Here is a 17,742-nt window from a genome sequence, read left to right as displayed (position 1 = left end):
TACAGAAGTTTTATTTTAAAAACAATCTTATACCACTCGATCAAAAACCATGATGACTCAACAATTATTAAAAGCAAATGTACTCTGTCTCATGATACTGTCTTTAACGGCGTGTAATGATGACAATAATGATAACGAAGTACCAACGCCAGAACGCAAAAATCAAAGTATCAATATCCTCGCCTTCAATGATTTTCACGGTAATCTGGAGCCACCAAAACGCTTTATCGAAGCAGATGATCCAAGCGATAGTAGTAAAACAGTACGTGTTCCTGTCGGTGGGGTCAGTTACTTTGCAGATGCGATAAAAAAGTTACGCTCCCAATACCCCAACAATGCTGTGGTTTCAGCAGGTGACTTGATTAGCGCCTCTCCCCTCACTTCATCGCTGTTTTTAGATGAACCGACCATCGAAACCATGAACGATATCCAGATTGATTTCAATGCGGTGGGTAATCATGAATTCGACCGTGGAACCGATGAACTTCGTCGTTTGCAAAATGGTGGCTGTCAGCAATTCACCAGTGCCAAACCGTGTCAGATTAATAAAGAATTTCCTGGTGCTAAATTCAATTTCTTGGCTGCCAATGTCTCGATGAAGGCGGATCCAAACAAAACCTTGTTTCCTGCTTATAAAGTCAAAACCTATGGTGGAATTCCTGTTGCCTTTATTGGCATGACCTTGAAAGCGACACCGAGCATTGTGTCAGCTGCGGGCATCAAAGATGTCAACTTTAATGATGAAGCGGATACCGTAAATGCCTTAATTCCAGAGTTAAAGAAACAAGGCATTGAAGCGATTGTGGTGGTGGTGCATGAAGGTGTTGCACCAAGTACCAAATTTAATAAAAAAACCTGTGATGGTCTCAGCGGTCCATTACTCGGTATCCTTGATCGTTTAGATCCTGCGGTTGATGTCGTCGTTTCTGGTCATACGCACCAATCTTATATTTGTGATTACTCAACCAAGAATCCACAAAAACCGTTTTTATTGACGTCTGCGGGACAATATGGCACGGCGATTACCAATATCCAATTAGAACTGGATGGCAAAACGGGTAATGTCATTAAAAAGGATGCCAAACAAGTTCCGATTCAAAGTGAAGCCTATACCTCTGGCTCAACCACAGTGAACTTAACGGATCTCTATGAGAAGTTTAATAAAACGCCAAGCATTGAAGCGATCCTGAATAAATATCGCCAAGCTGTCACCACCATTTCGGCACGTGTGGTGGGTACAGCCAATGGTGTCATTAATCGTAATGCAACAGAAAGTGGTGAAAGCGCACTCGGTAATTTGATTGCCGATGCACAACAAGCCATGGCATTAACTGCAAGTAATCAAGGTTCTGACTTTACCCTGATGAATCCGGGTGGTGTTCGTGCCGACTTATTGGTGAACAGCAGTAATCAGATCACTTTTGGTGATGTATTTACAGTACAGCCATTCGGCAATTCGATAGTGACTCTTAGCCTAACAGGCAAACAGATTCGCGATGTGTTAGAACAGCAATGGTCTGGCGCCAATACAGCCACGGTACGTATCTTACAACCGTCTAAAGAGTTCAGTTATTCCTATAAAAAGGATAATTCGACTTCACCACGTGCCAGCAATATCTTAGTGGCAGGACAAGCTCTAAATGATACTAAGGTTTATCGTGTTACGGTGAACAGTTTCCTTGCCGATGGCGGTGATAACTTCACGGTATTAAAAGAAGGTAAAAATCCTGTCGGTGGTGGACAAGATATAGATGCACTAGAAAAATATGTGTCTCAGTATTCTCCATTAACTGCACCAAAAACAGATCGAATCAAATTACTACCATAAGCTGTATCCATAATAAAAAATAGGGAAGCCACTGCTTCCCTATTTTCATTTCATATTGGATGAATCCAAAGTCAGATAGGTATTTTCCCAAATTGTGGGCCTAAACTCGCCTTGAACCAAATGGATATAACGCCCTGCAACATGATCTATTGGAATACAATCATCAACATCCAACACACGATCCGTATGCGGCTTATCCCAGTGTTGCTCAATAAATTGTTTACCCAACTGTTTTGCAATCACAGCATCAGACGCAACGACAAGATGGTAACTATGCACCTCACCAAACGTATTCGGTGTATATCCACCTAAATTAATCAAATATAATTTTTCATCCAAAGCAGACGGTGCAGCATCGGAAAACTGAATTTGATAATTCAAGCCTTGTGATTGAACACCTGAAATCTGTGCCCAAGCATCGATATGTAAGCCTTTCGATTCACCAAACCAAGCCTGTTTTAACTGAGGTATGACTTCAGACAATGATTCACCTATTGCCATTACTACATCATGGACTTCGGTATTGGCTCTGGCATGTCGGCCACCCAACATCACCATAAACAAACTTGGCATTGTGAAAACTTACATCTCGACCATTTCAACGCCATCAATACGCGCAACCGTCATCAAATCTTTATCACCACGACCTGAAACCGTCGCAATAATGATTTGATCCTTTGACATGGTTGGCGCAAGTTTAGTGACATAAGCCATCGCATGTGAGCTTTCAAGCGCAGGAATAATCCCTTCGATTTGAGTGAGATCACGGAAACCCTGTAAGGCTTCATCATCATTGATCGGCACATATTCCACACGGTTCATATCTTTTAAGAAACTGTGCTCAGGGCCTACTCCTGGATAGTCCAAACCAGCTGAAATACTATGTGTTTCAATGATCTGACCTTGTTCATCCGACATCAAATAAGTACGGTTACCATGTAACACGCCCACATGCCCTGCATTTAATGGCGCAGAGTGTTTGCCCGTTTCAATGCCATAACCTGCCGCTTCAACACCATACATTTTCACGTCTTGATCATTCAGGAATGGATAGAACAAGCCCATCGCATTTGAACCACCGCCCACACACGCCACTAAAGCATCTGGCAAACGGCCTGCTTGGTCTTGGATCTGCTGGCGAGCTTCACGACCAATAATCGACTGGAAATCACGAACGAGTTGCGGATATGGATGTGGACCTGCCACTGTACCAATCACATAATAAGTACTATCGACATTGGTCACCCAGTCACGCATTGCCTCGTTCATGGCATCTTTCAAAGTTTTTGAACCACTTTGTACAGGCACAACCGTCGCGCCTAACAAGCGCATACGGTAGACATTCATGGCCTGACGTTTCACGTCTTCAGCGCCCATGTACACCACACATTCCATACCCAAACGTGCTGCAATGGTAGCCGTCGCCACACCGTGCTGACCTGCTCCTGTTTCCGCGATGATGCGCTTCTTACCTGAAAGCTTTGCCAATAAAGCCTGACCAATGGTGTTATTCACTTTATGCGAACCCGTGTGGTTCAAGTCTTCACGTTTCAGGTAAATTTGCGCACCGCCGAGGTGCTGAGACCATCGTTCAGCATAATAAAGCGGACTAGGACGACCAACATAGAACGCAAGATCACGATCAAACTCTGCTAAAAACTGTGCATCATTCTTCATACGACCATAAAGACTTTCGAGGTCTTCAAGTGCAGCCATCAGCGTTTCTGATACAAAACGTCCACCATGAATACCGAAATGCCCTTGAGCATCAGGAAACTGGGTGTAGTCAATCACGTTATTTTGCTGATCCACGTTGGACTCCTTGCATAAATTTTTCAATGAGTTGTTGGTCTTTTATACCTTTTGCGGACTCGACGCCTCCGCTGACATCCACAGCAAAAGCAGCTGTAGTATCAATAGCTTCACTGACATTTTCGGGGGTTAATCCGCCTGCCAAAATGAGTGGAATATCGAGTTGAGGGAATTGATCCCAATCAAAGCGATGCCCTGTCCCACCTTTTAGCTCAGGATGCCATGCATCTAATAAAACTGCACTGGCTCCCGCTGCTTGATAGCGCTGGATTTCAGCCACAACATCTAAATCAGGTTTGACTTGAATGGCCTTATACCAACGGCGTTTACAGTGTGCTGCAATTAATTGACATTGTTCTGGCGTTTCATCGCCATGTAGTTGTAATACATCCAAAGGAACGGAATCAAGCACCGTTTGAATTTCTTCAGCACTTGCGTTTACAAATAAGCCGACCAACTGTACATAAGGAGGAACTTGTTGTGCCAATATTTGAGCGTGTTCAATGCTGACATGACGTGGACTGGGCGGGAAAAATACAAAACCGATTGCATCTGCACCTGATTGTACAACTGCATGAATATCTTGTACTCGGGTAATTCCACAAATCTTGGCGCGGGTTCGCATTTGGCTTTGGCGCATGAGCTGTCCAATTTAAACTGAATATTTTTGAAACTCTCGCATTGTAATGCAATTTGACCCACTTTGGGCAAAGTTCATTCGGAAATGCAATTGTTTAAAAAACGTTAACACTTTATACTTTGCGTAATCTTGCAACAAGTCTAAAGCAAATTCTTTTGCTTATAGGGAAGTTGGTGGAATTCCAACACTGCCCTCGCAACGGTAACACCGAATCACTCATCTTAGCTCAACGCCAAATCACTGCATCGGTATGATGTGGGAAGATGATGAGTAACATCATTCGTTTGATGATTATAGTGGAGTCCGGAGACCTGCTTGTTGTGTATTTCCACATTATCATTCACGAAGGGTGAATGTCTGGAGCGACATCATGTCTACTGCTTTTCAACCGACTCATTTAGTTGGTGCTATCGCTATTGCGATGGGGTTTTCTTCACCTGCTTTTGCTCAAGATCAATCCAGCGATAAAACTGCGACGCTAGATACGATTGTTGTGACGGCATCCAAAACACCCGAATCAATTAAAAACGTGCCAGCACGTATTAATATTATTGAACCAAAAATTCTAGAGCAATCTCCAATTGCTGCTTTACCACAACTACTACAAACAGATGCATCTATTAATATGGTACAAAGCGGTGGCTATGGACAAGCTGCCTCTATCTTCCTACGTGGTGGTAATTCAAACCAAACGCTTGTTTTAAGAGACGGCGTTCGCCTGAATTCAGCAACTTCTGGTACAGCCTCTTTACCATTTATTGATACAACTGATATTAAGCAGATCGAAGTATTAAAAGGTCCTGCATCAGTTTTATATGGTACTGATGCAATCTCAGGTGTCGTTCAACTTATTTCTAAAACACCAGAAAAAACCTCTGCATTTGTGACAGGCGAAATTGGTGAAAATAAAACCTATAAATCTGTAATCGGTGCAGATCTGGCTGAAAATGGTTTCTATGCACAAATTCGTGGACAACGCTTAGAAACAGATGGTACACCTGTAAAAGACGTCAAAAATGCAACTGATGCTTCATTTGATCAAAAAGGCTATAGTGCAAAAGTTGGCGTTGATAAAGAACAATATGCGGCTTCGGTTGATTATAGTGAGAACCAAGGTTCTAGCGATTACGATATCTCTGGCAAACTCGTTTCTCAAGATTTTAAAAATGAAATCATTAACGTCAAAGGACGTTTAAATATTCTTGAGAATTTAGCTGTACATGCCCGTTTCTCTCAATTCAAAGATGAAATAGATCAAAATAATTCAACGGATTTTGTGCATAGTAAAACACAAGAATCTGAAATCTATGGTCAATGGGGCTTTACTCCAAATCAACAGATTTTGGTTGGTGTAACACACCGTAATATTGATGGTGATGTTCTTTCTTATGGCTCACCATACCAAGAAGATATTGACTCAACAGGTTATTATATCCAACACAAATATGACCAAGCTGGGTTAAATACCCAAGTTGGTGTCCGTGTTGAAGATAATGAAAAGTTCGGCACTCATACCGTTGCTCAGGGATCTGTTCGTTATCAAGTTCTACCATTAACTAGCATTTATGCAAATATTGGTTCAGCTTTTAAAGCTCCAACGCTGAATGATATGTATGCTTATGGCGGCAACCCAGACCTTAAACCAGAAGAAAGCTTGTCTTATGAAATCGGTTTAGACCAAAAACTGGCCTACAATATTTCAACAGGTTTATCTTTATATACCACTGAAGTTGACAATCTCATTGATTTTGACGGTGTTCTCAATCAAATGAGAAACCTTGAAAAAGCTAAAATGGAAGGTAGTGAGCTATATGTGAAATGGCAAGGTGAAAACCTGTTTACCAATTTAAGCTATAACTATGTTCGCGCTAAAGACAAGAAAAATGATGAAGATTTAAGTCGTCGTCCTCGTCAAAATATTGCGTTGACTGCTGGTTGGACAGATGAACAATATACCTTCTCGACTACAATGTTAGCGAATGGTGATTACGACAACAGTGCTTTTGACAATGTTCAAATCCCTGGGCACTTCCGTGTAGATATGCATGGACAATACAAAGTGAATAAAAATGTAGATGTTTTTGCAAACATTCAAAATGTTGGCGATTCAAAATATCGTACAGCCTATGGTAGCGGTAGTTACTATATCAACGGTGGTCGCCTAGCTTCTGCGGGTGTCACATTCCGTTATTAATCACGCGCTAAAATAATAAAAATATTTTCTTAACTCCAGTTTCGGGGTAATGTTCTGACCGACATTATCCCCTTTTTATTTTCAGGATCAGAGAAACAGAACTATGGGACATCGTTTAAGTAAAATCTATACACGTACAGGTGACTCAGGTACAACAGGTCTGGGAGATGGCTCACGTGTTGCCAAAGATGATTTACGTATTGCGGCGCTAGGTGATGTCGATGAACTCAATGCAACCATTGGTGTACTGCGCGCACAAATCAGTACCAGCCAAGTTGAAAATAAAGTGGATTGGGATAAAAGCTTAAGTCTTATTCAACACTGGCTGTTCGACTTAGGCGGCGAAGTATGTATTCCAAATTATCACTTACTTCAACCTGTATGCATCGAGTTCCTCGAAAAAGAAATTGATCATATGAATGAATCTTTACCCATGTTGAAAGATTTCATTTTGCCATCAGGTAGTTTGGCATGCAGCTATGCACATCAAGCTCGTGCCGTCTGTCGTCGTGCTGAACGTGCCTTATTATCAGTACATAATCGCGACCAAAACATTCAGGCAACCGCATTACAATTACTCAATCGCTTGTCAGACTGGTTATTTGTTGCCTCACGTGCTCTGCAACGTGCTGAAGGTGGTAGCGAAGTGCTTTGGCAGAAAAATATTAACGACAGTATCGATCAAGCATAACTTTTCAATAAGGCAGAAACGAATGCGAATTATTGGTCATCGTGGTGCACGTGGTGAAGCACCTGAGAACACTTTAGGTGGTTTTCGCTATTTGCACGATTTAGGTGTGCGTGCAGTCGAATTTGATGTGCGACAACTGAAAGATGGTCAATTGGTGGTCATCCATGATGATGACTTTGTCCGTACCGCTGGCCGGTCGCAACAGGTTGAAAGCTGTAGTTTATTCGAAGCTCAGCAATTCGATCATCGCCATCAATGGCAAGCATGGGCTTTTGAAGAATACACACCGAGCCTGCCGCATGTTTTGGATTGCCTTACTGACTTTGAGCATATTGAAGTAGAAGTCAAAGCGGTTACAGATGATGCCGCAGCTGAACGCATAATTCATCAGTTACATCAAGATTTGAAGGGCTTGGAAAAAACGGCAACCATTACCAGTTTTGATGTCAAAATTTTGGCTGCATTACAGCGTCATCAAAGTCATTTTAAGCGTGGGCTGCTGGTTGAAATTCCAATTGGAGAATATGCGATTGAACTGGCGCATCAATATGGTTGCGGTCAAATTGGTTGGGGCGATGCTCTGGCAACCGATGAAGTTATTCAACGTACCCAACAGGCCAATCTTGAGATTAGTGTCTGGACGGTGAATGAAGTTGAACGCGCCAAGCATCTTCAACAATTAGGCATTCAAGGTTTGATTACCGATCTACCCACCACAATGTTGCAGAATTTGAAGTAAACGAAAGGCGGAATAAATTCCGCCTTTTTTTATTCTATTTTTTACGTTGCGCCTGAATAAGACGTTGCCCTTTTGAATCCAATAAATATAAGTTTGCGCCATCCAACTGGAAGCGCTCAACCCGTTGAATCGAATCCATCAAGTCAGCTTCTTGTGCCAAAGCGCGATTACAACTTTGATGTTGTGCCATTACATCAAAGTCCAGTTTACGTTGGGTGAAATCGTATTTATAACGACCATAAATATTGTTGCAACCTGTATGCCCTGTCACCATTTTTGAAACAGAGTTAAGCATGAAGCTTGGATACTGGTTAAAAAACAGTGCCCGCTTGCCCTGAATCGTTGTAATCTGCCATTCGATATCCTGAACACCATCTGTACTCTTACGCACTTGCATTGCTGGTGGCTGAGTTACTCGCTTGGGCTGCAAGGTGTTTTTTTGCACAGGTTTTGGCTGGCTTTGACACGCAGCAAGCATGACTGCAGCAGAGAATATTAAAGTTTTGTTAAAAAATGCCTTCAAAGAAAAAATGGGATTTTTCATAGTAATTTGCTCAGACATTGATTTATTTCACCTTTTAATTCATTGATTAATTTTACAAATGAATTCTGTTACTGTTCTTTCGATACAACTGTAGAATAATGCTAGTGCTAATCGATTTGGACATGCTAATATCAGTGATAAAATAGCAATATATCGTCATGATTGGTTTTGCTATCTCGTTTAGTTTTATTATCTTGTGCAAACAAGGTTTTTAGGAGCGCTGACGGATATGACTTCCGCCCCACTCAAAAAAGCACCCATTAACTGGACTGCTAGCATTACCTTAATTGGAACACCAATTCTTGCTGCTATATTAATTCCTTTGTACGCCTATTATTATGATTTTAGTGTAAGTGCATGGGTAAGTATGATTTTCCTTTTGGCACTTAGTAGCCTAGGAATTACAGCAGGTTATCATCGTCTTTGGGCACATCGTGCTTATGAAGCGGCATTACCGCTTAAAATTTTACTCATGATTGGCGGCACCTTTGCAGTTCAAAACAGTATTTTGTTCTGGGCTTCAGGTCACCGTACCCATCACCGTCATGTCGATGATGTTGATGAAGACCCGTATTCAATCAAACGTGGCTTTTGGTATGCGCATTTAGGTTGGATGATTCGCGATCACTCTCCCTCTAAACCTGATTTTAAAAATGCACCTGATTTGCTGAATGACAAATTAGTGATGTTCCAACACAACTACTATGTACCAATGGTGATCGCTGTTCACGTAGGTGTATTAGGCTTAATTGGTTGGGCAACTGGCGATATCTGGGGTGTAATCCTGCTCGGTGGTTTATTACGTTTAATTATCAGCCATCATGTCACCTTCTTCATTAACTCGCTGTGTCATATGTGGGGCAAACGTCCTTATACAGATGAAAATACAGCGCGTGACAACTTTGTCTTGGCTATTTTCACTTGGGGTGAGGGCTACCATAACTACCACCACATTTTCCAATACGACTATCGTAATGGGGTGAAATGGTGGCAATATGACCCAACCAAATGGTTAATTTGGACCAGCTCAAAACTAGGTTTAGCTAAAAATTTACGTCGTATTCCAAGCTTTAATATCAAGAAAGCTGAACTTGCGATGAAGTTTAAATATGCTGAACGTGACTTGGCGATTTATGGTCATGATGTGAATACCGACATCGTGCAAATGAAACAACGTATTGCACAAGAATATGAAGCTTTCACCCATACCTTAAATGATTGGGCAAAGTTAAAAGAGCAAGAGCTTCAAGCGAAAAAAGCAGCGATGGCTGAAAAAATCCATCAAATGGATCACAAACTTAAAGTTGATTTCCAATTGCTTGAACATCGCTTAAGTCACCACCGTGAATGTTTAGAAACCTTAATGCGTAACATCAAAAAAGCGCCTATTTCTGAATAAAGCATACTTGTGAAAAATGGTCTCTTTAGAGGCCATTTTTTATGTCTGTAGATCTTGTTATCTATTTCCGACGATTCACTCTTTCATCGTTATATTTGCTATAGTCATGATTCAGCTCGACATGATGTTTCAGTTATGCAATTCAATCCCCGCTATGCTTCCCTCAACCCCAAGCTCTATCACCAACAACAACCGAGTCCGTTGTGTGGTGCTAAAGCAGGTCATTTTAATGAAGCACTCGCCAATGAATTGCAGTGGAGCGACGAAGATAAAGCCAACTGGGTTGAAATCTGTAGCGGTCAAAAAACCTTTGCTGAGTTTCCTCCCCTCGCCATGGTCTATGCAGGGCATCAATTTGGACAATGGGCGGGACAACTCGGTGATGGTCGAGGCTTGTTGATCGGACAAATCCTGAATCAGCAAGGCAAAACCATTGATCTCCATCTAAAAGGTGCAGGCTCTACTCCCTATTCGCGCATGGGTGATGGTCGTGCTGTGCTACGTTCCGTGATTCGTGAATATTTAGCGGGACATGCCTTAAATGCTTTGGGCGTTGCATCCAGTCATGCAGTGGGTTTTACCAGCTCTACGCAAGGCGTACAGCGCGAAACCCTAGAGCTAGGTGCGATGCTATTACGTACCTCCGAATGCCATATTCGTTTGGGGCATTTTGAGTGGATTAATCAATATGCACCTGAACTTTTGGCTGAATTCACCCAGAAATGTATTGAATGGCATTCTCCAGAATGCCTGAACGCCGAAAATCCAATTCTGGCTTTCGCAGAAGCTGTGATTGAGAGAACCGCGATTATGATTGCTAAATGGCAATTGGTTGGCTTTGCGCATGGTGTCATGAATACCGATAATCTTAATATTACAGGTTCAACACTCGACTTTGGCCCTTATGGTTTTATGGAACGTTTCCGTCCAAACTGGATTAACAACCACTCCGATTATAAGGGACGATACACCTATCAGAACCAGCCAAGTATTGGACACTGGAATCTTTGGACATGGCTGAATAATCTGATTCCATTGGCTTCAGCCGAAGATAAAGAACAGTTCAAAATGGATCTGGCGACCTGCCTAGAAAAATTTGAACCAACCTTTTTGCAGCATTATGGTCAGGGTCTATGTGAAAAAATGGGATTACCGCATTTCCATAAAGACAGTCTGGATTGCAGCTTTGCCTTTCTGAGAATTTTGCAAACCGAACAACTAGATTACACTCAAAGCTTTATTCGTCTGCAACAACAAGATTACAAAGCTTTAAGAGATGACTGTATTGATGTCCAGCAATTTGATGGCTTCCTGACGCACTATCAAAATATCCGACAGCATCAAGATACCAATGAATTAAATCGAACCATGCAGCAAGTCAATCCACAATATATTCTACGCAATCATATGGCACAGAAGGCCATTGAACTTGCAGAGCGTGGTGATTTTGGTGAGGTTGATCGTCTATTTAAGCTATTGAATCAGCCGTATCAAAAACAGCCTGATCTGGAAAATGAATCAGATACCGCACCTTTACCCAGTGATGTACCTGAGGTGATGGTGAGCTGTTCATCTTAATTTTGAATTGTCGTGATTCGCTTGGGTCTCTATCGCGGCTCAGGTGAGCTATTTATTTTAAAAGAAGAAAATAATGAAAACTGGATTGATTGTTGGATGTGTTGTTCTCATTATTTTATTGGCACTGACTTTTTATCAATATGGGAAGTTCATCCCAACCTTTGCAGCAACACATACACCGCTTTCAGCCGAAGACATACAGCAGCTCAAACAGAATAAACCTATAACCTCAATTGAAGTCTTTAAGAGTCAGCGTATTCTGCAATTAAAACATCAACAGGAAGTCATTCGCAGCTATCCCATGCGCTTAGGCTTTGATCCGATCGGACATAAGCAGTTTGAAGCTGATGGTAAAACACCTGAGGGAACTTATTCTATTGATTGGCGCAATCCACAGAGCGCGTATTACAAGTCTTTGCACATCTCCTATCCCAACCAAGAAGATAGAGCTTATGCGAAACAACATCAGCGTTCGGCAGGTGGCGATGTCATGATTCATGGTACGGTTCCGACACGAGCAACCTCGATACCTAAAAGCGCAAGCTATATGCCACGCAAAGACTGGACCTTAGGCTGTATTGCAGTGACCAACTCAGATATAGATGAAATATGGCAACTAGTCCCTGATCATACCTCTATTATTATTCATCCATAATAAGTTAAACGTTTAGGCTGGCTTTGCGGATAAAGACGGTGATTAAACCGAGCAAGGCTTATTCAGGGGATAAGTTATATAAAGAGAATTGATCTCAATTAGGCTCACAAGATCATCACAACCTTTTGTAAAGTAATGTAATATTTTTGGATGGATAAGATGCCAATTTCTTAATTAACAACCTAACAGCGGATAATTTCTACAAAATCTTTGCGAAACTATCCACATTTTCTGTGGATAACGCTGTGGTTATCCACAGGATAAAACTTTTTGCAGTGCTCCACCCTTTATCCTCATCAGAACTCATCCCATGTCAGTCTCTCTATACGAAGGGAAAAAGCTAAGTTCATCTGTAGAAACTATTTCATATTTTCTTGGATATGAGCCGCGTTTTAGCGGCGCAAGGGTTATCCACAGGATAAAATTTTTTACAGTGCTTCACCCTTTATCGTCATCAAAACTCATCTCATATCAGCCTCTCTATCCAAAGGGAAAGAGATAAGTTCATCTGTAGAAACTATTCCACATTTTCTTGGATATGAGCCGCGTTGTAGCGGCGCAAGGGGTAGCCACAGGATAACGTAAACTCAATTACTCATCAGGATATTCGAAGCGATATCCAACACCATAAACTGCTTGAATCCACTCATGGCGATTACCTGTATCCGCAGCTTCAGTAATTTTACGGCGCAGGTTTTTAATATGGCTATCAATCACACGGTCCGCAACATCAAAGCTATCTGGATTGATATGATCGAGCAATTGTGCACGTGAATACACTTGACCTAAATGTTCTAAAAACAACTCTAGCAAACGGAATTCGGTTGGTGTCAATGTCAATGCTTTTTGTTGATACCAAATCCGTTGTTGTGCTTTATCAATACGGAACAAATCATTTTGTTCAGGCTCAGCTTTACGCTCCAAACGACGTAAAACAGCTTGCACACGGGCAACCAATTCTTTTGGACTAAATGGCTTACAGATATAGTCATCTGCCCCCATATTTAAGCCTAATACACGGTCAATTTCCTCGGTGCGAGCGGTGACCATAATGATCGGCAGATCAGACTGCTCACGTACTTTACGGCAAATGGTCAAACCATCCATACGTGGGACCATCAAGTCTAAAATCATCAAACTTGGTTTACGTTGTTGAAACTGAGCATAAGCATCTTGACCATCATGGAACATACTGACTTCAAACCCAGCAGCTTCTAAATAGTCACGAACCAACTGTGCGAGTTCAACTTCATCTTCAACCAACATAATATGTTTCATGGTCTTCATCCTATCCATCATCCCCCACCAAAGAGGACTTAAAAGTTATTTAATCTGTTTTGGAAACGTCAGTACACAACGCAATCCACCCAAAGGTGAATGGTCAAAAGTCAGTGAACCACCTAAAGCCTGCGCCAGTTTACACGACAAAGCCAAACCTAAACCGGTACCACCCGTACTTCGGGTACGCGAATCATCGACACGATAGAAACGCTCGCCTAAGCGTGAAAGCTGCTCATCGTTCACACCCAATGGACTATCATCCACATACATTATCCATTGTTGCTCATTTTGTTGAGTGTGAATCTGTATTTTTCCACCTTGCTCTGTATAGCGAACACAGTTCCCCAATAAATTGACAATAATCTGTTTAAAACGATCTCGGTCTAAAGATAGGACAGCACCTTCGCCAGACAATGCTACCTCGAGTTGGTTTTGCTCAAATGTAGATCTAAAGTTTTCAACTTCTTGCAGCACTACATCCCACGGGTTAACATCAGCAAAATAGCATTTCAGTTGTTGTGCGTCGGCTTGTGCCAGATCAGCCAAGTCCTGAGTTAGTTTTTTCAGGCTGCTGACTTGACGCATCATCGCATCGAGATGTTCAGGTGTGGCTTTACGAATGCCATCCTGCATCGCCTCGATCTGCGCCTGCAAGACCGCCAATGGTGTTTTTAATTCATGCGAGGTATCAGATACCCACTGACGGCGTGATTCTTCATGATGATGCAAGATATCAGCCAAATGGTTGAGCTGATTGGATAAATCACCTAATTCATCATTCCGTCTGATCTTCACTTGATGTTGATAATTACCGCGCGTAAGTTCACGAGTTGCGTTCAGCAAACGCTGAATCGGTTTTTTAAAATAAGTCGCCATTAGCAAGGCGGCAACTAGACTCGAAAGTACCGTAAGTGCATAGACCAAAAGTAGATAACGTTTCTGATTGCTAAAGAAATTAATACTCGATGCATCATCTTGATCTAAAACAGGCTTCAATCCTAAATAGCCAACCACCTTTTGCCCGACGATAATGGGACGGAAGGCAATTTGATCCGTTGCAGGTTCACCCACAATAAATTGCTGTTTTTCATCATATAAAGACAAACGCGAGCTTAGGCCCAAACGGTCAGGAATCGAGACAAAACGCTTTTTGCCGTGTTCAGCAGGCGTATTGAGTTTGTTTTCTTGCTTAGCGTCATTACTCTCTTTCTTTAAACGGAATTGACTTTGGCTTAAAGGAAAACGCAAACCTTCAAAAGGCTGATATTCTGAAGGCAAGTTCTGTTTGAGAATTTTTAACTCTTCATCATTAAAGATTTGGCGGTTTTTGATTTCGACATTATTTTGCGCCAATGTTGGAGAGAGGCTTAACAAGGTATGGTCATTAAAATAACGTTGCTGTAAGGCGATATCATACTGCCGACGTAGCCACCATTGCGACAATCGATCATAATCGTCAGGAGCCGCATGTCCCTCAATTTGTAGAATCTGTGCCTGAATCGCATTGCCCCAGTCATGGTAAACCGTATAGACATTGCCTAAGTTCGTAATCAACCGGTCCAATTTCTGCATTTCGACATCAGCCACATAACGTGCAAAGTTCTTTTGCATGGTCCAATGCAAGACTCCCAAGCTAATCGTAGCGATCAACAAGGTCGTAAGTAATACCGTTAAAAACAAACGTAAGGCTAAAGGCACGCGACGAACATTCAAAAGCAGATTCTCAATAGTGTTCTATTTATGGATTGTAACCAACATGGTCGAAAAAAACTCTCCATTGTTTCTTCATCTTTATTATCTAATCTTTAACCATCAAATCAACACTGACAATGCTGGATAAAACAATGAACAAGACAAAAATCGTAATGATGACTACCTTACTCGGTTCTGTTTTAGGCTTAGCTGCCTGTCAATCGACAACGCCAGCAGAACAGTCGATGAACCGTGACCACCACCGCCATAATATGCAACGTTCCCCCCTGACACCAGAACAACGTGCTGAATGGCAAGCCAAACGAGAACAACGCCTAGAGCAGCGTGAACAAATGCGCCAAGAACATCAAGCACAACGCGCTCAGATTGAACAAGCTTGCCAAGGGAAACGTATTGGTGATCGTGTGAATATTCAGTGGAATAAGCGCGTAATTGAAGGCACCTGTGAAGTTCGTTTTACCCCAGACAAATCACAATTCAAGCGTCAAGCCAACGCATCGACTTAATTCCCCATCTTCCTCATCGGCGCTTCTAAAGCGCCTTTTTTTATGGCCAAAGAGCGTTCATTTTAAATTACACAGCTGCTTACGATTTTACATCAGCAGTTTAACTCAAAAGTATGAAAACCACCTACAATCTATACGCTTAAGCAGATTGAATCATAAACTTTGACTTAGCAGTCACTAAGAAATGACCTGCAAAAGCTTGTACCGAACTATAACTTGTTGCACGATTAGCAGTACAAAATGGTGCCGTTGGGCACATTTATCATTGACTAAGATTATAACTCTGGTTTAACCAGTATTGAGGAACCCGCTATGCCACAATACAAAGCACCCTTACGTGATATGCAGTTCGTATTGCACGAATTATTAAATGCTGAAGCACATTACGCGAAACTTCCTGCATTTCAAGACACTGTAAGCCGTGAATTGGTTGATCAATATTTAGAAGCAGCGGCTGATTTCTGTGAGAATGAACTTTCTCCGTTAAACCAAGTCGGCGACCGTGAAGGTTGTACTTGGAATGATGGTGTTGTAACGACACCTACAGGCTTTAAAGAAGCGTATCAAAAATATATCGAACTTGGCTTCCCATCTCTATCTGCTGATGAAGAATTTGGCGGTCAAGCATTACCAAACTCTTTAGGGATCGCAATCTCTGAAATGGTGGGTACTGCAAACTGGTCATGGGGTATGTACCCTGGTCTATCTCACGGTGCTGTGCGTACTTTAGAACACCACGGTTCTGATGAGCAAAAGAACACTTACTTGCCAAACCTTGTTTCAGGTGTTTGGACAGGTACCATGTGTTTGACTGAATCTCATGCAGGTTCTGACTTAGGTATCATCCGTTCTAAAGCAGAACCAAATGCTGATGGCAGCTATGCAATCTCTGGCGAGAAAATCTTTATCTCTGCTGGTGAGCATGACATGGCTGAGAACATCATCCATATCGTACTTGCACGTTTACCTGGCGCACCAAAAGGCACTAAAGGGATCTCATTATTCATCGTACCTAAATTCCACGTGAATGCTGACGGTTCAGTTGGCGAGCGTAATGCGGTTCGTTGTGGTTCAATCGAACACAAAATGGGTATCCATGGTAACGCAACTTGTGTCATTAACTTTGACCAAGCAAAAGGTTATTTGATCGGACCTGAAAACCGTGGCTTAAACTGCATGTTCACATTCATGAACACTGCACGTATTGGTACAGCGGTTCAAGGTTTATCTGCATCTGAATCTTCTTTCCAAGGCGCTTTGGCGTATGCGAAAGACCGTTTAGCAATGCGTTCTCTTTCTGGTCCTAAAGCACCTGAAAAAGAAGCTGACCCAATTATCGTTCACCCTGCTGTTCGCAACATGCTTTTAACGCAAAAATCATTTGCTGAAGGCGGTCGTGCACTGGTTTACTTATTGGCTCAATATGCAGACATCGTTGAAAAAGGCGAAACTGAAGAAGAGCGTAAATTTGCTGACAATATTTTGTCTTTGTTAACGCCAATTGCAAAAGCATTCTTAACTGAAACAGGTTCTGAATCTGCGAAACACGGCGTACAAGTCTTTGGTGGTCACGGCTTTATTTCTGAACACGGTATGGAGCAAATCGTACGTGATACACGTATCGCTTGCTTATACGAAGGAACAACTGAGATTCAAGCACTTGACTTGTTAGGTCGTAAAGTCTTGCAAACTCAAGGTGCAATGTTGAAAGACTTCACCAAGATCATCCACAAATTTGTTGAAGCAAACAAGGACAATGCTGCGATGCAAGAATTCGTTGCGCCATTGGCTGCTGCAAACAAAGAATGGGGCGACATCACCATGCAAATCGGTATGCGTGCGATGCAAAACCCGGATGAAGTAGGCGCAGCTGCGGTTGACTACCTATACTTCTCTGGCTATGTAACGCTTGCCTACTTATGGGCCCGCATGGCACTTGTTGCACAAGAAAAATTAGCTGAAGGTACAACTGAAGTTGACTTCTACAATGCAAAAGTGACGACTGCTCGCTTCTACTTCAAGAAGATCTTGCCACGTGTTCGCTCGCATGTAGACGTACTTTCAACTGGCGTTGCGCCATTGTTTGAACTCGATGCGGAACACTTCGCTTTCTAAACATAGTTTAGAATGAGATGCAACGTTCATCACAGAAAAAGGACTGG

General features: G+C 42.1%; 15 protein-coding genes and 1 riboswitch. Of the genes, 9 read left to right on the top strand and 6 right to left on the bottom strand.

Going from position 1 to position 17,742, the window contains the following annotated elements; all coding sequences use genetic code 11:
- Positions 1 to 49: 49 nt before the first annotated feature.
- On the top strand, positions 50 to 1,828 hold the full coding sequence (locus F909_RS11985; RefSeq protein WP_005149956.1) for a bifunctional metallophosphatase/5'-nucleotidase: 1,779 nt from the start codon (positions 50 to 52) through the stop codon (positions 1,826 to 1,828).
- A gap of 45 nt (positions 1,829 to 1,873) precedes the next feature.
- Here F909_RS11985 and F909_RS11990 read toward each other — a convergent pair whose 3' ends face one another.
- The 3 genes from F909_RS11990 to F909_RS12000 are packed head-to-tail and all read right to left on the bottom strand — an operon-like array spanning position 1,874 to position 4,280.
- Positions 1,874 to 2,401 carry a DUF1543 domain-containing protein gene (locus F909_RS11990; protein ID WP_032877842.1) on the bottom strand — a complete coding sequence of 176 codons (528 nt, stop codon included), beginning with the start codon at positions 2,399 to 2,401 and terminating at the stop codon, positions 1,874 to 1,876.
- Positions 2,402 to 2,410: 9 nt separating this feature from the next.
- Entirely contained in the window at positions 2,411 to 3,640 is a 1,230-nt protein-coding gene (gene trpB, locus F909_RS11995) for a tryptophan synthase subunit beta (RefSeq protein WP_005149954.1), read from the bottom strand.
- The gene (locus F909_RS12000) at positions 3,624 to 4,280 is read right to left on the bottom strand and encodes a phosphoribosylanthranilate isomerase (RefSeq protein WP_005149952.1); all 657 of its coding nucleotides are present in this window, start codon (positions 4,278 to 4,280) and stop codon (positions 3,624 to 3,626) included. Before F909_RS12000 ends, trpB begins: the two co-directional genes overlap by 17 nt.
- Positions 4,281 to 4,399: 119 nt before the next feature.
- A riboswitch (cobalamin riboswitch) is annotated at positions 4,400 to 4,614 on the top strand.
- A 36-nt stretch (positions 4,615 to 4,650) separates the two neighbouring features.
- Between F909_RS12000 and F909_RS12005 the strand changes: the two genes are divergently transcribed.
- The 3 genes from F909_RS12005 (at position 4,651) to F909_RS12015 (ending at position 7,904) form a co-directional block, all read left to right on the top strand.
- Entirely contained in the window at positions 4,651 to 6,474 is a 1,824-nt protein-coding gene (locus tag F909_RS12005; RefSeq protein WP_005149950.1) for a TonB-dependent receptor plug domain-containing protein, read from the top strand.
- Between the two features lie 103 nt (positions 6,475 to 6,577).
- Positions 6,578 to 7,165 carry a cob(I)yrinic acid a,c-diamide adenosyltransferase gene (locus F909_RS12010; protein WP_005149948.1) on the top strand — a complete coding sequence of 196 codons (588 nt, stop codon included), beginning with the start codon at positions 6,578 to 6,580 and terminating at the stop codon, positions 7,163 to 7,165.
- Between the two features lie 22 nt (positions 7,166 to 7,187).
- A complete protein-coding gene (locus F909_RS12015) occupies positions 7,188 to 7,904 on the top strand; it encodes a glycerophosphodiester phosphodiesterase (RefSeq protein ID WP_005149946.1) in 717 nt (238 codons plus the stop codon).
- Between the two features lie 34 nt (positions 7,905 to 7,938).
- Here F909_RS12015 and F909_RS12020 read toward each other — a convergent pair whose 3' ends face one another.
- Positions 7,939 to 8,466: an META domain-containing protein gene (locus F909_RS12020; protein WP_005149943.1), complete on the bottom strand. Its 528-nt coding sequence runs from the start codon at positions 8,464 to 8,466 to the stop codon at positions 7,939 to 7,941.
- 211 nt (positions 8,467 to 8,677) lie between these two features.
- On the opposite strand from F909_RS12020, the gene F909_RS12025 reads away from it, so the two are divergent.
- From F909_RS12025 to F909_RS12035, 3 genes are all read left to right on the top strand, one after another.
- On the top strand, positions 8,678 to 9,847 hold the full coding sequence (locus F909_RS12025; RefSeq protein WP_005149942.1) for an acyl-CoA desaturase: 1,170 nt from the start codon (positions 8,678 to 8,680) through the stop codon (positions 9,845 to 9,847).
- Positions 9,848 to 9,982: 135 nt separating this feature from the next.
- Positions 9,983 to 11,425, top strand: a complete 1,443-nt coding sequence (locus F909_RS12030; RefSeq protein WP_005149941.1) for a protein adenylyltransferase SelO — start codon at positions 9,983 to 9,985, stop codon at positions 11,423 to 11,425.
- A gap of 73 nt (positions 11,426 to 11,498) precedes the next feature.
- The gene (locus F909_RS12035) at positions 11,499 to 12,080 is read left to right on the top strand and encodes a L,D-transpeptidase family protein (protein WP_005149939.1); all 582 of its coding nucleotides are present in this window, start codon (positions 11,499 to 11,501) and stop codon (positions 12,078 to 12,080) included.
- Between the two features lie 591 nt (positions 12,081 to 12,671).
- Here the strand turns inward: F909_RS12035 and F909_RS12040 are convergent.
- Both F909_RS12040 and baeS read right to left on the bottom strand, forming a co-directional pair.
- A complete protein-coding gene (locus F909_RS12040; protein WP_005149936.1) occupies positions 12,672 to 13,358 on the bottom strand; it encodes a response regulator in 687 nt (228 codons plus the stop codon).
- A gap of 45 nt (positions 13,359 to 13,403) precedes the next feature.
- Positions 13,404 to 15,074, bottom strand: coding sequence for a sensor histidine kinase efflux regulator BaeS (gene baeS, locus F909_RS12045; protein WP_005149931.1), 1,671 nt, complete (start codon positions 15,072 to 15,074; stop codon positions 13,404 to 13,406).
- A gap of 131 nt (positions 15,075 to 15,205) precedes the next feature.
- On the opposite strand from baeS, the gene F909_RS12050 reads away from it, so the two are divergent.
- Positions 15,206 to 15,580: a hypothetical protein gene (locus tag F909_RS12050; protein ID WP_005149929.1), complete on the top strand. Its 375-nt coding sequence runs from the start codon at positions 15,206 to 15,208 to the stop codon at positions 15,578 to 15,580.
- A 312-nt stretch (positions 15,581 to 15,892) separates the two neighbouring features.
- On the top strand, positions 15,893 to 17,695 hold the full coding sequence (locus F909_RS12055) for an acyl-CoA dehydrogenase C-terminal domain-containing protein (RefSeq protein WP_005149927.1): 1,803 nt from the start codon (positions 15,893 to 15,895) through the stop codon (positions 17,693 to 17,695).
- Positions 17,696 to 17,742 lie beyond the last annotated feature (47 nt).

The sequence above is a fragment of the Acinetobacter sp. ANC 3929 genome (assembly GCF_000369405.1).
Classification (GTDB): Bacteria; Pseudomonadota; Gammaproteobacteria; order Pseudomonadales; family Moraxellaceae; genus Acinetobacter.
This window is presented reverse-complemented; position numbering and strand designations above follow the sequence as displayed.